The following is a 20,153-nucleotide window of genomic DNA, read 5'->3' as shown; positions in this document are numbered from 1 at the left end:
TGTGTGGCGCACCGGGGGGTGCAGAGCAAAGGCGGCAGCAGTGGCGATTGGCTCCCGGCGCGCTGCGGGCTCGGCGCCGGTCGGGCCGGGCCGGCAACGCGCCGGGGGGTGGTCACCGGCCGGCGACCGCGTCCGTTGCCGCCGTTGCGGCCGCCGCGCGGGCGGCGGCGCGGACCAGGGCCGGTCCTCGGTAGATGAAGCCGGTGTAGAGCTGCACCAGGGCGGCGCCGGCATCGAACATCCGCGCCGCGTCGTCCGGATCCAGCACCCCGCCGACGCCGATGATCGGCAGCCGGCCGTCTGTCTCCCGGTGGACGAAGGCGACCACCTCGCGGGCCCGCCCGGTGAGCGGCCGACCGGAGAGCCCACCGGCCTGCCCGCCACGCTCGACGTCACCGCTGGCCAGCCCCTCGCGAGACAGGGTGGTGTTGGTGGCGATCACCCCGGCGGCGCCCCGGGCCAGGCAGACCTCCAGCAGCTCGGCGATCGCCGCCTCGGTCAGGTCTGGTGCGATCTTGACCAGCACCGGCTTCTCCCCCACCAGCGCGCCGAGCAGCGCGTCCAGGTGGGCACGGTCCTGCAACGACCGCAGACCCGGGGTGTTCGGTGAGGACACGTTCACAACGAAGTAGTCCCCGTGCCCGCGCAGCGCCCGGTACGAGGCGAGGTAGTCCTCGACCGCCTCGTCCAGCGGGGTCACCTTGGACTTGCCCAGCGAGATGCCCAGCGGCACCCCGAGCGGGCGCGGCAGCGCCGCCAGCCGGGCGGCCAACGCAGCGGCCCCGGCGTTGTTGAAGCCCATCCGGTTGATCACCGCCTCGCTGGCCGGCAGGCGGAAAAGCCGCGGCCGGGGGTTGCCCGGTTGGGCGTGCGCGGTGACCGTGCCGACCTCCACGAAACCGAAGCCGAGCGCCGGCCAGGCCGGCAGCGCCGCGCCGTCCTTGTCCATCCCGGCGGCCAACCCGACCGGGTTGGGGAACCGCACCCCGAACACGGTGCGCGGCGCGTCGACCGCGTACCGGGCCCGCAGCGCGGCGAGCGCGGCCGGCCGCCGCGACAGGGCAGCCAAGCGCCGCAGCGTCCACTCGTGCGCCGTCTCGGCGTCCCCGCCCCCGAGCCGGAACAACCACGGCCGTACCGCCTGCTCGAACACTGTCACTGGGCCGCCCGCAGGATGGCGTGCAGGTCCTGCAGGGGGCGGACCTGCATGTCGCCGCGGATCCGCGCCTCGATGCCCATCACCGCTGCGGCGGCGCCGGGAACCGTGGTGATGCAGGGGATGTCCGCGGTGACGGCCGCGCTGCGGATCTCATAACCGTCGGAGCGGGCGCTGGCACCCGAGCCCTGCGGCGTGTTGATCACCAGCGCCACGTGGCCGCCGCCGATCAACGACACCGCGTCGTCGCCCGCACCGGCCTGGTAGTGCTTACGGATCTGCTCACAGGCGATGCCGTGCCGGCGCAGCACCTCGGCCGTGCCGGCGGTGGCGACGATCTCGAAGCCCAGATCGGCCAGCCGCTTGATCGGGAAGATCATGCCGCGCTTGTCCCGGTTGGCCACCGAGACGAAGATCTTCCCGGCGGTCGGCAGCGACCCGTACGCCGCCGACTGGCTCTTGGCGAAGGCATGCCCGAAGTTGGTGTCGATGCCCATCACCTCGCCGGTCGACTTCATCTCCGGCCCGAGCAGCGAGTCGATCCCCTTGCCCGCACGGGTCCGGAAACGCTTGAACGGCAGCACCGCCTCCTTGACGGCGACCGGCGCGTCGGCGGGCATCGTGCCCCCGTCCCCGGTCGCCGGCAGCAGGCCCTCGGCGCGCAGCTCGGCGATGCTCGCCCCGAGCGCGATCCGGGCCGCCGCCTTGGCCAGCGGCACCGCCGTGGCCTTGGAGACGAACGGGACGGTCCGCGACGCGCGCGGGTTGGCCTCCAGCACGTAGAGCACGTCGTCCTTGAGGGCGTACTGCACGTTGAGCAGGCCCCGGACCCCGACGCCACGCGCGATGGCCTCGGTGTAGCGGCGGACCTCGACCAGGTGCGAGCCCGCGAGGGTGATCGGCGGGAGCGCGCAGGACGAGTCGCCGGAGTGGATACCCGCCTCCTCGATGTGCTCCATCACACCGCCGATGTAGACCTCGCCGTCGGCGTCGCACAGCGCGTCCACGTCGATCTCGATGGCGTCGTCGAGGAACCGGTCCACCAGCACCGGGTGGTCCGGGGAGATGTCGGTGGCCCGGCCGATGTAGTCGCGCAGCGTCGGGTCGTCGTAGACGATCTCCATGCCCCGCCCGCCCAGCACGTACGACGGCCGGACCAGCACCGGGTAGCCGATCTCGTCGGCGATCGTCTTGGCCTCGTCGTACGAGGTGGCCATGCCGTGTGCCGGCGCGCGCAGGCCGGCACGGGCCAGCACCGCGCCGAACGCGCCGCGCTCCTCGGCCAGGTGGATCGACTCCGGGGAGGTGCCGACGATCGGCACACCGGCGTTCTTGAGCCGCTGCGCCAGCCCCAGCGGGGTCTGCCCGCCGAGCTGGACGACCACCCCGACCACACCCGGCCCGCCGGCCGCCCGGCCGGACGAGTCCTCGGCGTGCCAGACCTCCAGGACGTCCTCGAAGGTCAACGGCTCGAAGTAGAGCCGGTCGGCGGTGTCGTAGTCGGTGGAGACCGTCTCCGGGTTGCAGTTGACCATGACCGTCTCGTAACCGGCCGACCGCAACGCCTGCACGGCGTGCACGCAGGAGTAGTCGAACTCGATGCCCTGCCCGATCCGGTTCGGGCCGGAGCCCAGGATCAGCACCTTCGGCCGGTCCGACGGCACGACCTCGGACTCCAGGTCGTACGTCGAGTAGTGGTACGGAGTGGTCGCCTCGAACTCGGCCGCGCAGGTGTCCACTGTCTTGTAGACCGGGCGCACGTCGAGACGGTGGCGCAGGGTCCGTACGCCGTCCTCGGCGGCCAGCTCCGGGCGCAGCGCGGCGAGCTGCCGGTCGGACAGACCGGCCCGCTTGGCACGACGCAGTAGGTCGGCGTCGAGCACCGGCGCGTCGACGATCTCGGTGCGCAGCTCGATCAGCGCGGCGATCTGGTCCAGGAACCACGGGTCGATCCCGCCGGACGCCTCGGCCACCTCGGCGATCGACGCCCCGAGCCGCAGCGCCCGCTCCACCGTGTACAGCCGACCGTCGTGCGGGATCCGCAGCGCCGCGAGAGTGTCCGCCAGTGTGACGCCGGCAGGGTCCGGCACACTCCAGAAACCGGCCGACTTGGTTTCCATCGAGCGCATCGCCTTGTTCAGCGCCTCGGTGAAGTTGCGTCCGAGGCTCATCGCCTCGCCCACCGACTTCATCGTGGTGGTCAGCTCCGGGTCCGCGCCGGGGAACTTCTCGAACGCGAACCGGGGGATCTTCACCACCACGTAGTCGAGGGTCGGCTCGAACGCCGCAGGGGTCTTCAGGGTGATGTCGTTGGGGATCTCGTCGAGGGTGTAGCCGATGGCCAGCTTGGCGGCGATCTTCGCGATCGGGAAGCCGGTCGCCTTGGAGGCCAGCGCCGACGACCGCGACACCCGCGGGTTCATCTCGATCACGACGATCCGGCCGTCGACCGGGTTGACAGCGAACTGGATGTTGCAGCCGCCGGTGTCCACCCCGACCTCGCGCAGCACGGCGATGCCCAGGTCACGCAGGCGCTGGTACTCCCGGTCGGTGAGCGTCATGGCCGGGGCCACGGTGACGCTGTCGCCGGTGTGCACACCCATCGGGTCGATGTTCTCGATCGAGCAGACCACCACCACGTTGTCGTGCCGGTCGCGCATCAGCTCGAGCTCGTACTCCTTCCAGCCGAGCACGCTCTCCTCGATGAGCACCTCGTGCACCGGGCTGGCGGACAGGCCGTCGCCGGCGATACGGGCCAGGTCCTCCGGGGTGTGCGCCATGCCGGAGCCCAGGCCACCCATTGTGAACGACGGCCGGATCACCACCGGCAGGCCCAGCTCGGCGACTGTCGCCTCGACCTCGTCCATCGAGTGGCAGACCCGCGAGCGGGGCACCAACCCGGCCGGGTCGTCGACGCCCAGCCGTACGCCGGCCTTCGCCACGATCTCCTTGAACAGCTGCCGGTCCTCGCCCCGGTTGATGGCGTCGATGTTCGCGCCGATCAGCTCCACGCCGTACTTCTCCAGGACGCCGGCCTCGTGCAGGGCGACGGCCGTGTTCAGCGCGGTCTGCCCGCCGAGGGTCGCGAGGATCGCGTCCGGGCGCTCCTTGGCGATGACCAGCTCCACGAACTCCGGGGTGATCGGCTCGACGTACGTCGCGTCGGCGAACTCCGGGTCCGTCATGATCGTCGCCGGGTTGGAGTTGACCAGGCTGACCCGGATCCCCTCGCTGCGCAGCACCCGGCACGCCTGGGTGCCGGAGTAGTCGAACTCGCAGGCCTGGCCGATGACGATCGGCCCGGAGCCGATCACGAGGATGTGCTTGAGATCGGTCCGCTTAGGCATTGCTGCGCCCCTTGCTGTGGGTCCGGCCTTCACTGGGCCGCTGGTCGAGGGCACGGCCCTCGATCAGTTCGGCGAATCGGTCGAAGAGGTAGTCCGCGTCGTGCGGGCCGGCTGCCGCCTCCGGGTGGTACTGGACGGTGAACGCGGGCAGGTCCACTGCCCGCAGCCCCTCGACCACGTTGTCATTGAGGCAGACGTGCGACACCCGTACGCCACCGAAGTCGGTGTCGATCACCTGGTCGGGGACGACCGCGCCGTCGCCCGAGCCGGGGACCTGCACGGCGAAGCCATGGTTGTGGCTGGTCACCTCGACCTTGCCGGTGACCCGGTCGAGCACCGGCTGGTTGATTCCCCGGTGGCCGTAGCCCAGCTTGTAGGTGCCGAAGCCGAGCGCCCGGCCGAGGATCTGGCTGCCGAAGCAGATGCCGAACAGCGGCACCTCCCGCCGCAGCGCCTCCCGGGCCAGTTCCACCGGGGCGTCGGCGGTGGCCGGGTCGCCCGGACCGGGCGACAGGAAGATCGCGTCGGCGCCGGTGGCGAGCATCTGGTCGATGCTCGACGACCCCGGCAGCACGTGCGTGGTCACCCCACGGGTGGCCAGCCGACGCGGCACGTTGCGCTTGATGCCCAGGTCCAGGGCGGCCACTGTGAACCGGTGCTCGCCCAGAGCCTCGACGACGTACGGCTCGGCGGTGCTCACTTCGGCGGACAGGTCCGCGCCGACCATCTGCGGCGCCTGGCGGACCCGGGCCAGCAGGCTCTGCGGGTCGTTGTCGATGCTGGAGATGCCCACCCGCATGGCGCCCCGCTCGCGCAGGTGCCGGGTCAGCGCCCGGGTGTCCACGCCGCTGATGCCCACCACACCCTCGGTGGCGAGGCGGTCCTCGAGACCACCGGTGGCCCGCCAGTTCGAGCCGATCCGGGCCGGGTCGCGCACGACGTAGCCGGCCACCCAGATCCGACCGGACTCGTCGTCCTCGCCGTTGACGCCGGTGTTGCCGATGTGCGGCGCGGTCTGCACCACCACCTGACGGTGGTACGACGGGTCGGTCAGGGTCTCCTGATAACCGGTCATGCCGGTGTTGAAGACCGCCTCGCCGAAGGTCTCCCCGACACTCCCGTACGCCTCGCCGGGGAACGTGCGCCCGTCCTCGAGGACAAGGATCGCGGGTCTGCGCTTGACCATTACTTGACAGCCTTTCCGTCCAGGACCGTCGGCTCGCCACGCAGGAAGGTCGCCACGATGCGACCTGGCAGCGTCATGCGGGCGTACGGGGTGTTGCGACTGCGACTGGCCAGCTCCGCCGGCTCGATGGTGCGGTGGGCCGCCGGGTCGATCAGGGTCAGGTTCGCCGGCACACCCGGCGCGGGGTCGACGCCGTGCCCGGTGAGGCCGGCGATCCGTGCGGGGGTGCGCGACATCCGCTCGGCGATCAGGTCCCATTCGGGGCCGAGCACGTCCAGCGCGATGGAGAGGGCCGTCTCCAGACCGAGCATCCCCGGTCGGGCGTACGCCCACTCGCACTCCTTGTCCTCCACCGCGTGCGGGGCGTGGTCGGTGGCGATCACGTCGATCACCCCGTCGGCGAGGGCGGCACGCAGCGCGGCGATGTCCGCGGCGGTGCGCAACGGCGGGTTCACCTTGTAGACCGGGTCGTAGGTTTCCGCCCGTTCGTCGGTGAGCAGCAGGTGGTGCGGGGTCACCTCGGCGGTCACGCGTACCCCGCGGGCCTTTGCCTGGCGCAGCACCTCGACGCTGCCGGCGGTGGAGACGTGGCAGACGTGCAGTCGGCTGCCCACGTGCTCGGCGAGCAGCACGTCCCGGGCGATGATCGCCTCCTCGGCGACCGCCGGCCAGCCGATCAGGCCGAGCCGGGTGGAGACCTCGCCCTCGTGCATCTGGGCACCCTCGGTGAGCCGGGGCTCCTCGGCGTGCTGGGCGATGATCCCGTCGAACGCCTTGACGTACTCCAGGGCTCGGCGCATCAACTTCGGGTCGGCGACGCAGTGCCCGTCGTCGGAGAAGATCCGCACCTGGGCCGCCGAGTCGGCCATCGCGCCCAGCTCGGCCAGCCGCTCGCCGGCCAGCCCGACGGTGACCGCGCCGATCGGCTGCACGTCGACCAGGCCGGCCTCGCGGCCGAGCCGCCAGACCTGCTCGACCACACCGGCGGTGTCCGCCACCGGGGAGGTGTTGGCCATCGCGCAGACCGCCGTGTAGCCGCCCAGCGCCGCCGCCCGGGAACCGGACTCGACGGTCTCGGCGTCCTCCCGGCCGGGCTCGCGCAGGTGGGTGTGCAGGTCGACGAGGCCGGGCAGGGCGACGAGGCCGGTGCCGTCGACGACTGTGGCGTCCGGCGCGGTCAGGCCGGGACCGACGGCGGCGATCACGCCGTCGCGGATCAGCAGGTCGGTCGGCGCGGCGCCGACGACACTCACGCTGGTGATCAGGTACGCGGTCACCGGTTGTTCCCTCCGAGCAGCAGGTAAAGGACAGCCATCCGCACGGAGACCCCGTTGGTGACCTGTTCGACGATTGTGGAGCGGGGTGAGTCGGCGACCTCGGGGGTGATCTCCATCCCCCGGTTCATCGGGCCGGGGTGCATGACGATCGCGTGTTCGGGCAGCCGGCGCATCCGCGGCCCGTCCAGCCCGTAGCGGCGGGCGTACTCGCGCGCGGAGGGGAAGTAGGAGTCGTTCATCCGCTCCCGCTGCACGCGCAGCATCATCACCACGTCCACGTTCGGCAGGACCGAGTCGAGGTCGTAGGAGACGTTGGTGCCGGGCGCGAGGGCGCCCGCGATGTCGACCGGGATGAGGGTCGGCGGGCCGACCAGGGTGACCTTGGCGCCGAGGGTCGAGAGCAGCAGCACGTTGGAGCGCGCCACCCGGGAGTGCAGCACGTCCCCGACCACAGCGACCGACAGGCCGGCGAGCCGGCCCAGCCGGGACCGCATGGTGTACGCGTCCAGCAGCGCCTGGGTGGGGTGCTCGTGGGTGCCGTCGCCGGCGTTGACCACCGACCCGTCCACCCAGTTGGCCAGGCGGTGCGGCGCGCCGGAGGCGGGGTGTCGGATGACGACGGCATCAGCGCCCATGGCCTGCAGGGTCAACGCGGTGTCCTTCAGGCTCTCACCCTTGGTGACGCTGGACCCCTTCGCGGAAAAGTTGATCACGTCGGCGCTGAGCCGCTTCGCCGCCGCCTCGAAGGAGATCCGGGTACGCGTGGAGTCCTCGTAGAAGAGGTTCACCACTGTCCGTCCGCGCAGCGCGGGAAGCTTCTTGATCTCCCGACCGGCGACGGTGGCCATCTCGGCGGCGGTGTCCAGGATCTCGGTGGCGGTGTCGGCGTCCAGGTCCCCGCCGGAGAGCAGATGCTTGATCATGAGGCGGTTCCCCCGTACAGCTTGACCTCGTCCGTCCCGTCGATCTCGGCGAGCGTCACCTTGACGCTCTCGGCGAGCGAGGTCGGGATGTTCTTGCCGACGTAGTCGGCGCGGATCGGCAACTCCCGGTGGCCCCTGTCGACCAGGACGGCGAGCTGCACCGAGGCCGGACGGCCCACGTCGTTGAGCGCGTCGAGCGCGGCCCGGACGGTACGGCCGGAGAAGAGCACATCGTCGACCAGGATGACCCGTTTGCCGTCGATCCCGCCGGGGGGCAGCTCGGTCGGACCCACAGCACGGGTGGCGTGCCGACGAAGGTCGTCGCGGTACAGGGTGATGTCGAGCACACCAACCGGAACGGCGACGTCCTCGAAGGTGCTGATCCGGTCGGCGAGCCGCCGGGCGAGGGGGGTGCCCCGGGTGGGAATCCCCAGCAGCACAGTGTTCGCGGCGCCCTGGGTCTTCTCCAGGATCTGGTGGGCGATGCGGTCGACCACGCGTTGCACGTCGGCGCTGGCGAGGATCACCTTCACCGAGGGTTGTCGCGGTGGTGACGAGCGGGCAGCCGGTGGGTATGCCACGGCGGACCTCCTTCCCCGCCTCACGGGACGGGTCGTTAAAGGATGTCGGGCACCTCCGGCCGGACCGCTCAGCAGACCTGGGCCGGGGCTTCCGCCACGTTACCAGTGGTCACCGGGGTCATGGACGGCGGCCGCTGACCACCGGGTCAGGTACCGGAAAAGGGGAAAACTCCCCGGACGCTCCGCAACGGTAGGGGCACGACCACTTGACCACGTGTCGCATTCCCCGTACCGTCACGCTCCGTAGCGATCGACGGGAGAACCCCGAGCAGCACTGGGAGTGTCCGAATGCCCTCTGAATACGCCAAGTCTCTGGGCGCCCGCCTGCGCTCCATCCGCCAGCAGCAGGGTCTCTCCCTGCAGGGTGTGGAGGAGAAGTCGAACGGGCGGTGGAAGGCCGTGGTGGTCGGCTCGTACGAGCGTGGCGACCGGGCCGTGACGGTGTCCCGTCTGGCCGAGTTGGCCGAGTTCTACCGCGTACCCGTCTCGGAGCTGCTGCCTGACGGCAGTGGCGTCCGTCACGAGCCCACCAGCAAGATTGTCCTGGACCTGGAGCGGCTCTACGACGAGGCCTCCGAGGACCTGGCCTACGTTGCCCGCTACGCCCGCGCCATCCAGCAGCAGCGCGGCGACTACAACGGCCGGGTGCTCTCCATCCGCGCCGATGACCTGCGGGCGCTCGCGATCGTCTACGACGCCTCACCGTCGGGCCTGATCGAGCGGCTCACCGAGCACGGCGTGCTGGTGGCCGACCCCCGGGCGTTCTTCGCCTCCTGATCTACCGCTCCACCTGATCTGCCGCCCCACCGAAAGGGCCCGTGCCGACTGGCACGGGCCCTTTCGGGTTTGCGGTGTTCGGTGCGGACGCTCAGCGGGTGGCGTACTCGGCGATCCGGCCGAGCACCCCGTTGAGGAAGCGCGGCGAATCGTCCGTCGACATCTGCCGAGCCAGCTCCACCGCCTCGCTGATGGCCACCGCGTCGTCGATCTCGTCGACGTAGAGCAACTCGTAGACGGCGATCCGGGCGAGATTACGGTCGACGACCGGCATCCGCTCCAACGTCCAACCCTCGGCGTAGCTGGCGATCAGCTCGTCGATCCGGTCGAGGTGCTCGGCAACCCCCTCGACCAGGCCCACCGCGTAGCCCAGGTGCTCCGGTCGGGGCTGCTCGATCCGCTGCACGTAGCCGGCGAGCACCTCCACCGGAGGCTTGTCCCGCAGGTCGGCCTCGTAGAGGACATCCAGCGCCCGCTTGCGCGCCTTGCGGCGCGCCGGCATCTGCTGCTTGGAACCCTCAGCCATCAGGCGCGGCCGAGGTAACGGCCGTCGCGGGTGTCGACCTTGATCTTCTCGCCGGTGGTGATGAACAGCGGAACCGGCACCGTGGCGCCGGTCTCCACGGTCGCCGGCTTGGTGCCGCCGGTCGAACGGTCGCCCTGCAGGCCGGGCTCGGTGTAGGTGACCTCCAGCACGACGCTGGTGGGCAGCTCGATGTAGAGCGGCACACCCTCGTGCTGGGCGACGGTCGCCTCCGCCTCGGGCAGCAGGTAGTTGGCTGCCTCACCGACGGTGCCACCGGGCACCGTGATCTGGTCGAAGGTCTCCAGATCCATGAAGACGAAGTCCTCACCGTCGGCGTACAGGTACTGCATCGTGCGCTTGTCAACGGTCGCGGTTTCGACCTTGGTGCCCGCGTTGAAGGTCTTGTCGACCACCTTCCCGGACAGCACGTTCTTCAGCGTGGTGCGCACGAAGGCACCACCCTTACCGGGCTTGACGTGCTGGAACTCGACGACGGCCCAGAGCTCGCCGTCCAGGTTGAGTACCAGGCCGTTTTTGAGGTCGTTGGTGGAGGCCATTTCCTGCCTTGATCATCAATTGGCGGACAGACCTGGCAAGTCTACAAGCTGCGTCGAATCGGACCGCCCCCCGTTCGGAGCGCCCAGTCCGTGGGCCTTCAGCGGGTGGCCAGATGGTGCAGAGCGAGACGATAGCCGTCGATACCCAGACCGCAGATCACCCCGGTCGCCACCGCCGAGACCACCGAGTGGTGCCGGAACTCCTCACGGGTGTGGATGTTGGAGATGTGCACCTCCACCAGCGGCCCCCGCAGCATGGCGCAGGCGTCCCGCACCGCGTACGAGTAGTGCGACCAGGCGGCGGGGTTGAGCACCACCGCGGCGCCCTCGTCGGCCGCCGTGTGCAGCCAGCCGAGCAGCTCGTGCTCCGCGTCGGTCTGCCGGACCGTCACCGCCAGCCCCAACTCCCGACCGGTGCTCTCGCAGAGCGCCACCAGGTCCGCGTAGCTGGTCGCGCCGTACACGTCGGGCTCGCGGGTGCCCAACCGGCCCAGGTTCGGCCCGTTCAAGACGTAGACCTTCACGGGGTTGCCACCTCCCGGTAGGCAGCCTCCAGCAACGCGTCGTCGGGGCCTTCCAACATCGCCGGGCGGGCCAGCCCGTCGAGCACCACGAAACGCAGCCGACTGCCCCGGGTCTTCTTGTCCACCCGCATCGCGGCCAACAGCTGCGGCCAGGCGTCGGCCGGGTAGCTCACCGGCAGGCCCAGCGCGCTCAGCGCGACCAGGTGTCGGTCGGCGGTCGGCGCGTCCAGCCGCCCGGCGAGCCGGGCCAGCGTGGCCGCGTACACCAGACCGACAGCGACGGCGTGGCCGTGCCGCCAGCGGTAGCCCTCGTTCTGCTCGATGGCGTGGGCCAGGGTGTGGCCGTAGTTGAGCACCTCCCGCAGGCCCGACTCGCGCAGGTCGCCGGCGACCACGTCGGCCTTGACCCGGATGGCCCGCTCGATCAGCTCCCGGCTCACCGGCCCACGCGGGTCGGTGGCGGCCTCCGGGTCGTTCTCGATGAGATCCAGGATCGTCGGGTCGGCGATGAAACCGCACTTGACGACCTCGGCCAACCCGGCCGCCAGGTCGACAGCGGGCAGGCTGTCCAGAGTGGCCAGGTCGGCCAACACCCCGACCGGCGGGTGGAACGCGCCCACCAGGTTCTTGCCGGCGGCCGTGTTGATGCCCGTCTTGCCGCCCACCGCGGCATCCACCATGCCCAGCAGCGAGGTCGCCACCGGCACCCAGCGCACACCCCGCAACCAGCAGGCCGCGACGAAGCCGGCCAGGTCGGTCACCGCGCCGCCGCCCACACCGACCACCGCGTCGGTACGGGTGAAGCCCGCCGCTCCGAGCCGGTCCCAACAGGCAGCGGCCACCTCGATGTGCTTTCCCGACTCGGCGTCGGGCACCTCGATCGGCAATGGTTCGACGCCGGCGGCGCGCAGGCGTTCGCCGAGCGCGTCCGCGAGGGCCTTGAGCGGAGGCGTGTGCAGCACCGCCACCCGGGTCGCGCCGGGCAGCAGGCCAGGCAACGCACCCAGCAGGTCACGTCCCACCAAGACGTCGTACGGCCGCTCGCCGCCGACCGGAATTCGGGTCACCTCGTCCATCGCCGGCAGCCTAGTCCAGCGGGCGGCGCGGGGAGGGCGGCTGTCCACCTGCTGGCCGGGTGGCCCAGTCCGCCAACCGGCGGGCGTGTTCGGCCACAGCGGCGCGCAGCGCGTCCGGATGCCGGATGGTGAACGGACACCCCAGACCGGCGAGCAAAGCCGCCATCCCGGGCAGGCTCTCCGCTCGGGCCCGCAGCAGCACCCCGTCGGTGGTGGCTGTCAACTCGGCCACGCTGGGCGGGATGCGGCGGCGGGCGGCGACCAGGTCGGTCTCCAGCACGACCTCCACCTCGTGCCGGTACGGCACACCGGCCAGTGACCGGGTCACCCAGGCCACCGCCTCGAAGCCGTCCGGCACTGTGAACGTCGCCACGCCGGGCGTCACCGCGCCGATCCGGTCCAGTCGGAAGGTGCGGATCTCCCCACGCCTGTGGTCGTGGCCGGTGACATACCAACGGCCGGCGTGGAAGACCAGCCCGTACGGGTCGAGTTCGCGGTGCGACTGCTCGCCCCGCCAGGAGCGGTAGTCCACCGCCACCCGCTGCCGGTGCCGGGTGGCCGAGGCGAGCGCGAGCAGTGTGCCGGACGCCGGTCCGCGCTCCGGCTCCGGACGACGCAGGGTGAAGCCCAGGTGCTCCTGGACGGCGGCGAGCCGGTCGGCGAGCGCCGCCGGCAGCACCCGGCGGATCTTCGCCAGCGCGGTGGCGGTGGCGGGCTGCTCGGTGGCCAGCCCGACCCGTTCGGCGACGACGAGGCCGAGCAGCACGGCCACCGCCTCGTCGTCGGTGAGCATCAGCGGGGGCAGTTTGTAACCGGAGTGCAGCCGGTAGCCGCCGTAGCGGCCGCGGTCGGCGGTGACGGGAATGCCCAGCTCGACAAGCGTGGTCGCGTAGCGGCGCACGGTCCGCTCGTCCACACCGAGGTGGCCGGCGAGGTCGGCGGCCGTCGACCGGTGCCGGGTCTGCAGCAGTTCGAGCAGGGCCAGCACCCGGCCAGCGGGACGTGACACGGGCCACTCCTTCAAAGCGGGCGGATCCTGTCCGGAATAGATCGTACGGTCTGTCGGTAACCGAGAGAAGGAGCCACAGATGGCGACATTCGTGCTGGTGCCGGGTTTCTGGCTGGGTGCCTGGGCATGGCGGGACGTGACAGTGGCGCTGCGGTCGCAGGGGCACGAGGTGTATCCGATGACGCTGACCGGGTTGGCCGAACGCGACCACCTCGCCGGGCCGGAGGTCAGCCTGGACACGCACACCACCGACATCGTCCGACTGATCGAGGTCGAGGACCTGCGCGACGTGCTGCTGGTCGGGCACTCCGGCGGGGGGATGCCGGCCGCCCAGGCGGTGGACCGCATCCCGGACCGGATCGCCCGGATCATCTACGTGGAGAGCGGGCCGTTGCCGGACGGCACGGCGCAGTTCGACACGCTGCCGGCCGACGAGCAGCAGCGGCTGCGGGCTGTTGTCGGCAGCGGGCACCTGCTGCCGCCGCCGGCCTGGGATCCGGCCGCCGACCCGACCAACCTTGCCGGTCTGGACGAGCCGACGCTCGCGCTACTGCGTACCCGGGCCACCCCACAGCCGCTGCGGGCCGCCACCGACCCGGTCCGACGCACCGGTGGGCGACGGGTGCCGACCGCGCTGGTCGCCAGCACCTTCCCGCTCGGCATGGTGCAGCAGATGATCCAACAGGAGCATCCGTTCTTCACCGGACTGGCCGACGGCCAGTTGCATGAGCTGCCCACCGGGCACTGGCCGATGCTCAGCGAGCCGAAGGCTCTGGCCGACGTCCTCGACCTGATCGCCCGCGGCTGAGGGCCACCCACTGCGCCCCCGCCCCCTGCGCCGATCTTGCAGTTCCGGTTGCCGAAATGCGGTGAATGCCCCTTAAGTCAGAGCAGTAAGTGCAAGATCGGCGCAAGGGGGGCCGACGGGGGCGACGGGGCAGGGGTACGTCAGCGGGGCAGCAGGGCGGCGACGTCGGCGACTACCTGCGCCGGGGCCCGGCCATCGGTGACCACCGTCTCGGTGGCGACCTCGGCGTAGAGCGGCCGGCGCTGGTCCAGCAGGTGCTTGAGGGTGGCCCGTGGGTTGATCGCCAGCAGCGGCCGGCCGGCGCCGAGCCCGACCCGCCGCACCGCGTCGGGCAACTCGACCGAGAGGTGCACCACCCGGTGCCCGATCAGGGCCGCCCGGGTCTCCTCGGCCAGCACCGCGCCGCCGCCGAGGGCGAGCACGCCCGTGCCGCCGGCCAGCGCCGCGGCCACTGCGGCCCGTTCCAGGGTACGGAAGTGCGCCTCGCCCTCGTCGATGAAGATCTCCGGGATCGGCTTCCCGGCCATCTGCTCGATGTCGGCGTCGGTGTCGCGGAACTCCACGCCGAGGGTGGCGGCGAGCGCCCGACCGACTGTGGTCTTGCCGCAGCCGGGCGCGCCGACCAGCACGACGACAGGTGCCATCAGCGGATGACCAGCGCGTCGAGGTAACCGGCGAGGTTGCGGCGGATCTCGGCGATCGAGTCTCCGCCGAACTTCTCGGTGGCCGCCTCGGCCAGCACCAGCGCCACCATCGCCTCGGCGACCACCGCCGCGGCGGGCACCGCGCAGACGTCGGAGCGCTGGTTGATCGCGGTGGCCGGCTCGCCGGTGGTGACGTCCACTGTGGCCAGCGCCCGGTTCAGCGAGGAGATCGGCTTCATGGCGGCGCGGACCCGCAGCGGCTCGCCGGTGGTGATGCCACCCTCCAGCCCGCCGGCCCGGTCGGTGACCCGCCGAACGCCGGTGGCCGACGGGATGATCTCGTCGTGCGCCTCCGAGCCGCGGGAACGGGCCTGCTGCCAGCCGTCGCCGATCTCCACGCCCTTGATCGCCTGAATGGACATCAGCGCGGTGGCCAGCCGGGCGTCGAGCTTGCGGTCCCACTGCACGTGGCTGCCCAGCCCCGGTGGCACCCCGTACGCCAGCACCTCGACCACGCCGCCGAGGGTGTCGGCGGCCTTCTTCGCGGCGTCGACCTCGGCGACCATCAGGGCGCTGGCCTCCGGGTCGAGGCAGCGCAGCGGGTCGGCGTCGATCCGGGCCGTGTCGGACGGCGTGGGACGCAGGCCGGGCTTCGCGGCCACCGGGCCCAGCTCGACGACGTGCGAGACGATCTCGATGCCGAGCGCCTGACGGATCAGCGCCTTGGCGACAGTGCCGACGGCCACCCGGGCGGCGGTCTCCCGTGCGCTGGCGCGCTCCAGGATCGGCCGGGCGTCGGTGTGGCCGTACTTCTGCATGCCGGCCAGGTCCGCGTGGCCGGGCCGGGGACGGGTCAGCGGGGCGTTGCGGGCCTGCCGGGCCAGTTCGTCGGGGTCGACCGGGTCGGCGGCCATCACTGTCTGCCACTTCGGCCACTCGGAGTTGCCGACCCGGATCGCCACCGGGCTGCCCAGGGTCACGCCGTGGCGCAGGCCGCCGAGCAGCTCGACCTCGTCCCGCTCGAACGACATCCGGGCACCCCGCCCATAGCCCAGCCGTCGACGGGCCAGCTCGTCGGCGATCTCGGTGGTGGTCACCTCAATGCCGGCCGGCACCCCCTCCAACATCGCGACGAGGGCGGGACCGTGCGATTCACCTGCAGTCAGCCAGCGCAACACAGCGGTCAGTCTGTCACGGCGGGCCACCGACGCGGCGCGCTCCCCGTCGTGTCCCGCCCAGCGGACGCCGCCGCCCGCCGACCCGGTGTCCTTTGCTCTGCACCCGCCGACGCGACACCCGACGGCGGCGGCTCAGATCCCCCGACCGCGCTTGTGCAGGGTGCGCAGCACCGCGTCGGCCCGGACCACCCGACCGGCGACGGCGAGGGCCAGGTAGGCGCGCGGCTCGCGGGGGTTGCTCCGCAGGGTGCGCCGGGCCCACCGCAGCGCGCCCCGGCGGTCACCGGAGGCGGCCTGGGCGAACGCGATCTGCCCGGCCACCCGGGCCTCGCCGGCCGGTTGACCGGCGAACTCCGGGTAGCGCTGCAGCAACCACTGCAACGCCTCCGAGATGGTGTCCCAGCGCTGCGCGAAGTAGGAGCGCTTGTGCCAGCGGACCAGCACCGACGGCGTCCGCAGGTTGATCAGTGGCGCGCTGCGGGCGGCCCGCAGGAGGAACTCGTAGTCCTCCGCGTAGCTGCCCGGGATCTCCTCGTCGACAAGCCCGAACCCGTTGCGCAACGCGGTGGCGCGGATCAGGAAGGTCGACGGGTGCAGCTCCGTCATCCGGTCGCGTAGCAGGTCGTCCAGGGTGATCCGGTCCTTGTCGAGCACCCGCTCGACGCTGTGCCCGTCGTAGTTGACCCGGATGCCGCAGCAGACGAACTCGGCGGCCGGTTCGCCGGCCAGCGCGTCGACCTGGGCGGCCAGCTTGCCGGGCAGCCACTCGTCGTCGTCGTCGCAGAACGCGACCAGCTCGCCCTCGGCCGCGAGGGTGCCGCTGTTGCGCGCACCGGCCAACCCTGGGGTACGGGCGTTGCGGATCACCCGCACCACGCGGGTCGGGCCGCTCCCCAACTCGTTCAGCGACTCGTCCGGCGCGGACTGGTCGAACACCACGACGACCTCGATCAGGCCCGGGTAGTCCTGTGCCAGGATCGCGCGCACCGCGGCCCGCAGCAGCTCGGGGCGGTCCCGGGTGGGCACCACGACGCTGACGGTCGGCTGCTGGGTCATCGAATCTCCTCCGTACCCGGGCGCGGCCGGGACCAGGCCCGCCACCGGGGTCGGCGCGGGGTCGAACGGGCCACCAGGTCGTCGACGATCTGCCCGACCCGGGCCACCGCCGCCCGTCGCGCCTCGTGTGCCTCCGGGTCGGCGGCCACCGCGTACCGGGACGGGTCTGCCATCCCGGCGGCCAACGCGTCGTGCAGGGCCTCCCGGGTCTCGCAGAGCGCCACCAGCCCGGCGGCGCCGAGCCGGCGGGCGAAGAGGAGCTGATGGTTGTCGACGTGCTCACCGCGAGCCGGATCGCGGGGCACCACGATGGGCAGGTGGCCGTGGCGGCGGGCCTCCAGAATGGTCGCTGGGCCACCGTGGCAGACCACCAGATCGGCATCGATCATCGCCTGTTGCAACGCGTCGTGGCCGAGGAACGGCACCGCGCCATTCAGCTGGGGCGCCTTCGTGTGCCCGTGCTGCATGGTCAGCCCGACCGGGCCGGCAGCCTGCGCGTGCCACTGCGCCAACCAGTCGACGAGCCGGTCGAAGGGGTGCTTGTCGGTGCCCACAGCGACCAGCAGTCGGAGCTGGGCGACCGCCGAGCTGTCGCGCTGGCGCGGCAGGCGGGCCGCCTCGGTGGCCGGCCGGGGTTGCGGACGCCGGGCGGTGCCCGTCTCCCCGGTCACAGCAGCGTCCCGACGACTGTCGCCTCGGGGTACTGCCGGCGCTGCTCGTCCCACTGCACCAGCATCGAGGACAGGAACGGCCGGCAGAGCCGAGCGGTCAACGTCGGGGTGTCGATCCGGTCGTACACCTCGATGTAGACGGTCGGGATGCGCCGCAGCCGGGCCAGCACCACGAACGGCACCGCCACCCCGGCGCCGGTGGTGACCACGGCGGCGACCCGCCGGGCCCGCAGCACCCGCCAGGCCAGCAGCGCGTTGCGCAGCAGGTTCGGCACGTTGCGGGTGGTCGGGTGGTGCGCCGGCACCAGGTCCTCGCCGGCCAGCAGCGACACCGCCTCCGGGGTGTCGAAGGTGACCCAGCAGCGCCGCCGCTGTTCGTACCAGGGCCGCAGGGCCAGTAGTTGGGCCAGATGGCCGCCGCTGGAGCCGACCAGCAGCAGCACCGGTGCCCCACTGTCGTCGTTGTTCGTGTCCACGCGACTCCCCACAAGTTCGCTTGGAATTTCAGTTCACGCCAGGCTGAAGCAGATCACACGATTCCCGGTCGTTGAATAGCGCGACCGGCCGAGATGACGATCTCCACGGCGGGCGGTGCGGTGCACCGAACGTCCGAGGTCCATCGATCGTCATCACCACCTGCGATTTTGTCGTCACTCTGCGGCGCACCGTCGCCGCCGCGATTCCTCCAGATCAGCCGCTATGTCTTTTCTCGATGACGTCCAAGAGTGCGGGATGCAGGGCGGCGTTCCAGCCCGCGCCCGCGTCGGCCAGCCGCCACGTCCGCAACCACATCTCCACCAGGTACGCGTCGGCGACGAGCCGACGCTGCGCGGCGTCGAGGCCGAGCCGCTCGCCGTGCCGGTTCAGATATCCGTCCACCGCCGACGCGGCCACGTCGGCCGGCTCCCCGCGCAGCACGAGGGCCCGCTGGAACGCGTCGTGCGCCAGGTCGAAGCCGACCGGCACGTCCGGCCCGCTGTGCTCCCAGTCCCAGGCGACCAACCGACCGGCGTGCCAGCCCAGGTTCCACGGCACCCAGTCACCATGCCAGTGACCGAACTCGACGCTGGTGTCGCCATGCCGGCGGGCCAACGCCGAGACCGCGGCGACCGCCCGCGCACCGGCCGGCTCGGTCGCGGCGGCCCGGCCGGCCTGGTCGGCCAGCCGGCGCAGGAACGTCGAGTCGGCGAGCGGTCGAGGCGTGCCCGCCCCGTCGCCTCGCCGGGCGACAGCGAGCAACGCCGCGATCCGGGGCGGGTCGTCCACCGGCACACCGCGTACCGCCGGGGGCAACGGCTCGATCACCGCCACCACCTGGCCCGCCCAGGACGTCTCGGTGAGCAGCCGCGGCGGCGTCGGATGGTCGGCGACGCCGACCACCTCGCGCAACGCCCGCAGCGCCGCCGCCTCCGCGCTGACCAGCGCGCGGGTCGCGTCGTTCCAGCCGATCTTCGCGTAGCCACGCGGACGCCCGTCGGCACTGAAGAGTTGCAGGGTGGGCTTGCCGTTCGGGTCGGGTGGCCGGACCCCGAACGCGGCCAGCAGCGGCGTGTCACCCAGGTCGGCGGAGAGCCGCTCGCTGAGCAGCAGCTCCGCGGCCGGCACCCCGGCCGGCACCGAGACGGTCAACGTGGGAAAGGACGCGAGCCCCACCCGGCCGAACCGGGCCAGCCCACCGAGCACCGCCCGAAGCGCGCGCACCTTCGGTGGCCGCAGGGCGTTGTACGCCAACAGGGACGCCGCCCCGGCCCGGGGCGCGCCCAACGGCACCAGGAACCGGGCCCGGGCGACCGACGGCACCACCGCGTACCTTGCCACCGCCTGGTGACCGGCCGGCGGGGCGCCGGCCACTGTCAGGCCGACCCGGTCGTCCGGGAAGACCGCGCGGCTCACCCAACCCAGGCCGTCCACCCGTGAACGCGGGTCGGTGGCCGGGCCCACCCCTGTCGTCACGCCGCCCGGTCCGCCCAGTCGAGGTCCAGCCCGAGCCGTTGACGCAGGGCGTCGTTGTACGGCCGGTAGTAGTCGGTCAGCTCAGCGCGCACGTTCGGCTCCAGCGGTGCCGAGCGCCGATCGTTGTAGACCTTGAAGTTGGGCAGGTCGTACGCCGGCAGACCAAGGAAGTCCAGGGTCCGTCGGTAGGTCGCCCGCGAGTCGCTGTACAGATCCTCGCTGGGCAGGAAGAGGATCTGCTCCCGGTCGAAGCGCTCCAGCCACGGCTCCAGGTGCTCCAGGTAACGCCCCCGAGCCCGGTACGTGTACCAGTCGTACGGCTCGCTGAACGACTCCGGCTCGGCGATCAACCGCTCCCGCTCCCCCGCCGTGCGTTCCGGCTCGGCGGCGAGGGCGGCGGCGAAGTCCAGTGGTTCGATGCCGTGGGTGCGGCGTTCCTTCCAGTGCGAGTACGCCCGCTCCACCGGGTCCCGCAGCAGCACGATGAGCTTCACCGACGGCATCAGCCCGGCGACCCGCTGCGCGGCGAGCGGATGGAACATGTACAGCGGGGCGGCCTCACCGACCCGGACCGGGCCGCCGTGCCGCTTGGCCAGGGCCTCGCGCTGCCGCTCGGTCGGGAAATGCGAGCGGTACCACGCTTCGCCGCGGCCCCAGTGCTCCTCGAAGTAGTGCGCCGACTTGGTGTTCCACGCGGGAAAGAGCCGGGGTACCAACGGGTGCTGGATGAGGTAGTTCCACAGGGAGGTGGTGCCACCCCGTTTGGTCCCGATGATCAGGAAGTCCGGCAGCGGCCGACGGTCGCTGGTGCGAACGCCGTAGTCGACAAGCGACTCCTTCACCCGGGTGGTCACCTGGGTCGGAACCAACTGCTTGACCCGGTCACGGATGGACACCACGCCGA

The 20,153-nt window shown here is 71.8% G+C and carries 20 protein-coding genes; 2 read left to right on the top strand and 18 right to left on the bottom strand.

Translation table 11 applies throughout. From position 1 onward, the window contains the following. Positions 1-112: 112 nt before the first annotated feature. Genes AB0B98_RS28930 through pyrR form a run of 6 tightly spaced genes read right to left on the bottom strand, consistent with a single transcriptional unit; the run spans position 113 to position 8,470 of the window. Positions 113-1,159 carry a quinone-dependent dihydroorotate dehydrogenase gene (locus tag AB0B98_RS28930; protein WP_357366677.1) on the bottom strand — a complete coding sequence of 349 codons (1,047 nt, stop codon included), beginning with the start codon at positions 1,157-1,159 and terminating at the stop codon, positions 113-115. Continuing rightward, positions 1,156-4,503 carry a carbamoyl-phosphate synthase large subunit gene (gene carB, locus AB0B98_RS28925; protein WP_238671602.1) on the bottom strand — a complete coding sequence of 1,116 codons (3,348 nt, stop codon included), beginning with the start codon at positions 4,501-4,503 and terminating at the stop codon, positions 1,156-1,158. Before carB ends, AB0B98_RS28930 begins: the two co-directional genes overlap by 4 nt. Next, positions 4,496-5,689, bottom strand: coding sequence for a glutamine-hydrolyzing carbamoyl-phosphate synthase small subunit (gene carA / locus AB0B98_RS28920; protein ID WP_357366675.1), 1,194 nt, complete (start codon positions 5,687-5,689; stop codon positions 4,496-4,498). The genes carB and carA overlap by 8 nt, the downstream gene beginning before the upstream one ends. Continuing rightward, on the bottom strand, positions 5,689-6,966 hold the full coding sequence (locus AB0B98_RS28915) for a dihydroorotase (RefSeq protein ID WP_357289087.1): 1,278 nt from the start codon (positions 6,964-6,966) through the stop codon (positions 5,689-5,691). Before AB0B98_RS28915 ends, carA begins: the two co-directional genes overlap by 1 nt. Further along, positions 6,963-7,889 carry an aspartate carbamoyltransferase catalytic subunit gene (locus AB0B98_RS28910; RefSeq protein ID WP_238671605.1) on the bottom strand — a complete coding sequence of 309 codons (927 nt, stop codon included), beginning with the start codon at positions 7,887-7,889 and terminating at the stop codon, positions 6,963-6,965. Before AB0B98_RS28910 ends, AB0B98_RS28915 begins: the two co-directional genes overlap by 4 nt. Then, complete coding sequence (gene pyrR, locus AB0B98_RS28905) at positions 7,886-8,470, bottom strand: bifunctional pyr operon transcriptional regulator/uracil phosphoribosyltransferase PyrR (RefSeq protein ID WP_238671606.1); 585 nt, start codon at positions 8,468-8,470, stop codon at positions 7,886-7,888. The genes AB0B98_RS28910 and pyrR overlap by 4 nt, the downstream gene beginning before the upstream one ends. Positions 8,471-8,758: 288 nt before the next feature. Between pyrR and AB0B98_RS28900 the strand changes: the two genes are divergently transcribed. Beyond that, complete coding sequence (locus AB0B98_RS28900) at positions 8,759-9,247, top strand: transcriptional regulator (protein WP_007458348.1); 489 nt, start codon at positions 8,759-8,761, stop codon at positions 9,245-9,247. Between the two features lie 91 nt (positions 9,248-9,338). Here the strand turns inward: AB0B98_RS28900 and nusB are convergent, their stop codons facing one another. From nusB to AB0B98_RS28875, 5 genes are all read right to left on the bottom strand, one after another. Continuing rightward, positions 9,339-9,749, bottom strand: coding sequence for a transcription antitermination factor NusB (nusB, locus tag AB0B98_RS28895; protein WP_208641306.1), 411 nt, complete (start codon positions 9,747-9,749; stop codon positions 9,339-9,341). Between the two features lie 23 nt (positions 9,750-9,772). After that, positions 9,773-10,330, bottom strand: a complete 558-nt coding sequence (gene efp, locus AB0B98_RS28890; protein WP_007458344.1) for an elongation factor P — start codon at positions 10,328-10,330, stop codon at positions 9,773-9,775. Between the two features lie 98 nt (positions 10,331-10,428). Next, positions 10,429-10,854: a type II 3-dehydroquinate dehydratase gene (gene aroQ / locus AB0B98_RS28885; protein ID WP_091401894.1), complete on the bottom strand. Its 426-nt coding sequence runs from the start codon at positions 10,852-10,854 to the stop codon at positions 10,429-10,431. Next, entirely contained in the window at positions 10,851-11,930 is a 1,080-nt protein-coding gene (gene aroB, locus AB0B98_RS28880) for a 3-dehydroquinate synthase (RefSeq protein ID WP_357289098.1), read from the bottom strand. Before aroB ends, aroQ begins: the two co-directional genes overlap by 4 nt. 10 nt (positions 11,931-11,940) lie before the next feature. After that, entirely contained in the window at positions 11,941-12,939 is a 999-nt protein-coding gene (locus tag AB0B98_RS28875; RefSeq protein WP_357289101.1) for a YafY family protein, read from the bottom strand. A 79-nt stretch (positions 12,940-13,018) separates the two neighbouring features. On the opposite strand from AB0B98_RS28875, the gene AB0B98_RS28870 reads away from it, so the two are divergent. Continuing rightward, on the top strand, positions 13,019-13,747 hold the full coding sequence (locus AB0B98_RS28870) for an alpha/beta hydrolase (RefSeq protein ID WP_357366672.1): 729 nt from the start codon (positions 13,019-13,021) through the stop codon (positions 13,745-13,747). A 140-nt stretch (positions 13,748-13,887) separates the two neighbouring features. On the opposite strand, the gene AB0B98_RS28865 is transcribed toward AB0B98_RS28870, so the two are convergent. The 7 genes from AB0B98_RS28865 to AB0B98_RS28835 form a co-directional block, all read right to left on the bottom strand. Beyond that, positions 13,888-14,391 (bottom strand): shikimate kinase, encoded by a 504-nt coding sequence (locus tag AB0B98_RS28865; RefSeq protein ID WP_238671610.1) that lies wholly within the window; start codon positions 14,389-14,391, stop codon positions 13,888-13,890. Then, complete coding sequence (gene aroC / locus AB0B98_RS28860) at positions 14,391-15,569, bottom strand: chorismate synthase (protein ID WP_091401884.1); 1,179 nt, start codon at positions 15,567-15,569, stop codon at positions 14,391-14,393. Before aroC ends, AB0B98_RS28865 begins: the two co-directional genes overlap by 1 nt. 132 nt (positions 15,570-15,701) lie before the next feature. After that, the gene (locus AB0B98_RS28855; RefSeq protein WP_357366670.1) at positions 15,702-16,625 is read right to left on the bottom strand and encodes a glycosyltransferase family 2 protein; all 924 of its coding nucleotides are present in this window, start codon (positions 16,623-16,625) and stop codon (positions 15,702-15,704) included. Continuing rightward, a complete protein-coding gene (locus tag AB0B98_RS28850; protein WP_357366668.1) occupies positions 16,622-17,296 on the bottom strand; it encodes a glycosyltransferase in 675 nt (224 codons plus the stop codon). The genes AB0B98_RS28855 and AB0B98_RS28850 overlap by 4 nt, the downstream gene beginning before the upstream one ends. Then, a complete protein-coding gene (locus AB0B98_RS28845; protein ID WP_238671613.1) occupies positions 17,293-17,772 on the bottom strand; it encodes a UDP-N-acetylglucosamine--LPS N-acetylglucosamine transferase in 480 nt (159 codons plus the stop codon). The genes AB0B98_RS28850 and AB0B98_RS28845 overlap by 4 nt, the downstream gene beginning before the upstream one ends. A gap of 214 nt (positions 17,773-17,986) precedes the next feature. Beyond that, a complete protein-coding gene (locus AB0B98_RS28840) occupies positions 17,987-19,249 on the bottom strand; it encodes a hypothetical protein (protein ID WP_357366666.1) in 1,263 nt (420 codons plus the stop codon). Continuing rightward, positions 19,246-20,148 carry a sulfotransferase domain-containing protein gene (locus AB0B98_RS28835; RefSeq protein ID WP_238671627.1) on the bottom strand — a complete coding sequence of 301 codons (903 nt, stop codon included), beginning with the start codon at positions 20,146-20,148 and terminating at the stop codon, positions 19,246-19,248. The genes AB0B98_RS28840 and AB0B98_RS28835 overlap by 4 nt, the downstream gene beginning before the upstream one ends. Positions 20,149-20,153: the final 5 nt, after the last annotated feature.

This window comes from Micromonospora sp. NPDC048947 (assembly GCF_040649495.1).
Taxonomy (GTDB): Bacteria; Actinomycetota; Actinomycetes; order Mycobacteriales; family Micromonosporaceae; genus Micromonospora; species Micromonospora alfalfae.
This window is presented reverse-complemented; position numbering and strand designations above follow the sequence as displayed.

Excerpts from the sequence above, each read along its gene's own strand:
- efp (WP_007458344.1), bottom strand. The coding sequence starts at position 10,330 with ATGGCCTCCACCAACGACCTCAAAAACGGCCTGGTACTCAACCTGGAC.
- aroB (WP_357289098.1), bottom strand. The coding sequence starts at position 11,930 with ATGGACGAGGTGACCCGAATTCCGGTCGGCGGCGAGCGGCCGTACGAC.
- carB (WP_238671602.1), bottom strand. The coding sequence starts at position 4,503 with ATGCCTAAGCGGACCGATCTCAAGCACATCCTCGTGATCGGCTCCGGG.
- carA (WP_357366675.1), bottom strand. The coding sequence starts at position 5,689 with ATGGTCAAGCGCAGACCCGCGATCCTTGTCCTCGAGGACGGGCGCACG.
- AB0B98_RS28855 (WP_357366670.1), bottom strand. The coding sequence starts at position 16,625 with ATGACCCAGCAGCCGACCGTCAGCGTCGTGGTGCCCACCCGGGACCGC.
- AB0B98_RS28910 (WP_238671605.1), bottom strand. The coding sequence starts at position 7,889 with ATGATCAAGCATCTGCTCTCCGGCGGGGACCTGGACGCCGACACCGCC.
- AB0B98_RS28870 (WP_357366672.1), top strand. The coding sequence starts at position 13,019 with ATGGCGACATTCGTGCTGGTGCCGGGTTTCTGGCTGGGTGCCTGGGCA.
- AB0B98_RS28865 (WP_238671610.1), bottom strand. The coding sequence starts at position 14,391 with ATGGCACCTGTCGTCGTGCTGGTCGGCGCGCCCGGCTGCGGCAAGACC.
- nusB (WP_208641306.1), bottom strand. The coding sequence starts at position 9,749 with ATGCCGGCGCGCCGCAAGGCGCGCAAGCGGGCGCTGGATGTCCTCTAC.
- AB0B98_RS28900 (WP_007458348.1), top strand. The coding sequence starts at position 8,759 with ATGCCCTCTGAATACGCCAAGTCTCTGGGCGCCCGCCTGCGCTCCATC.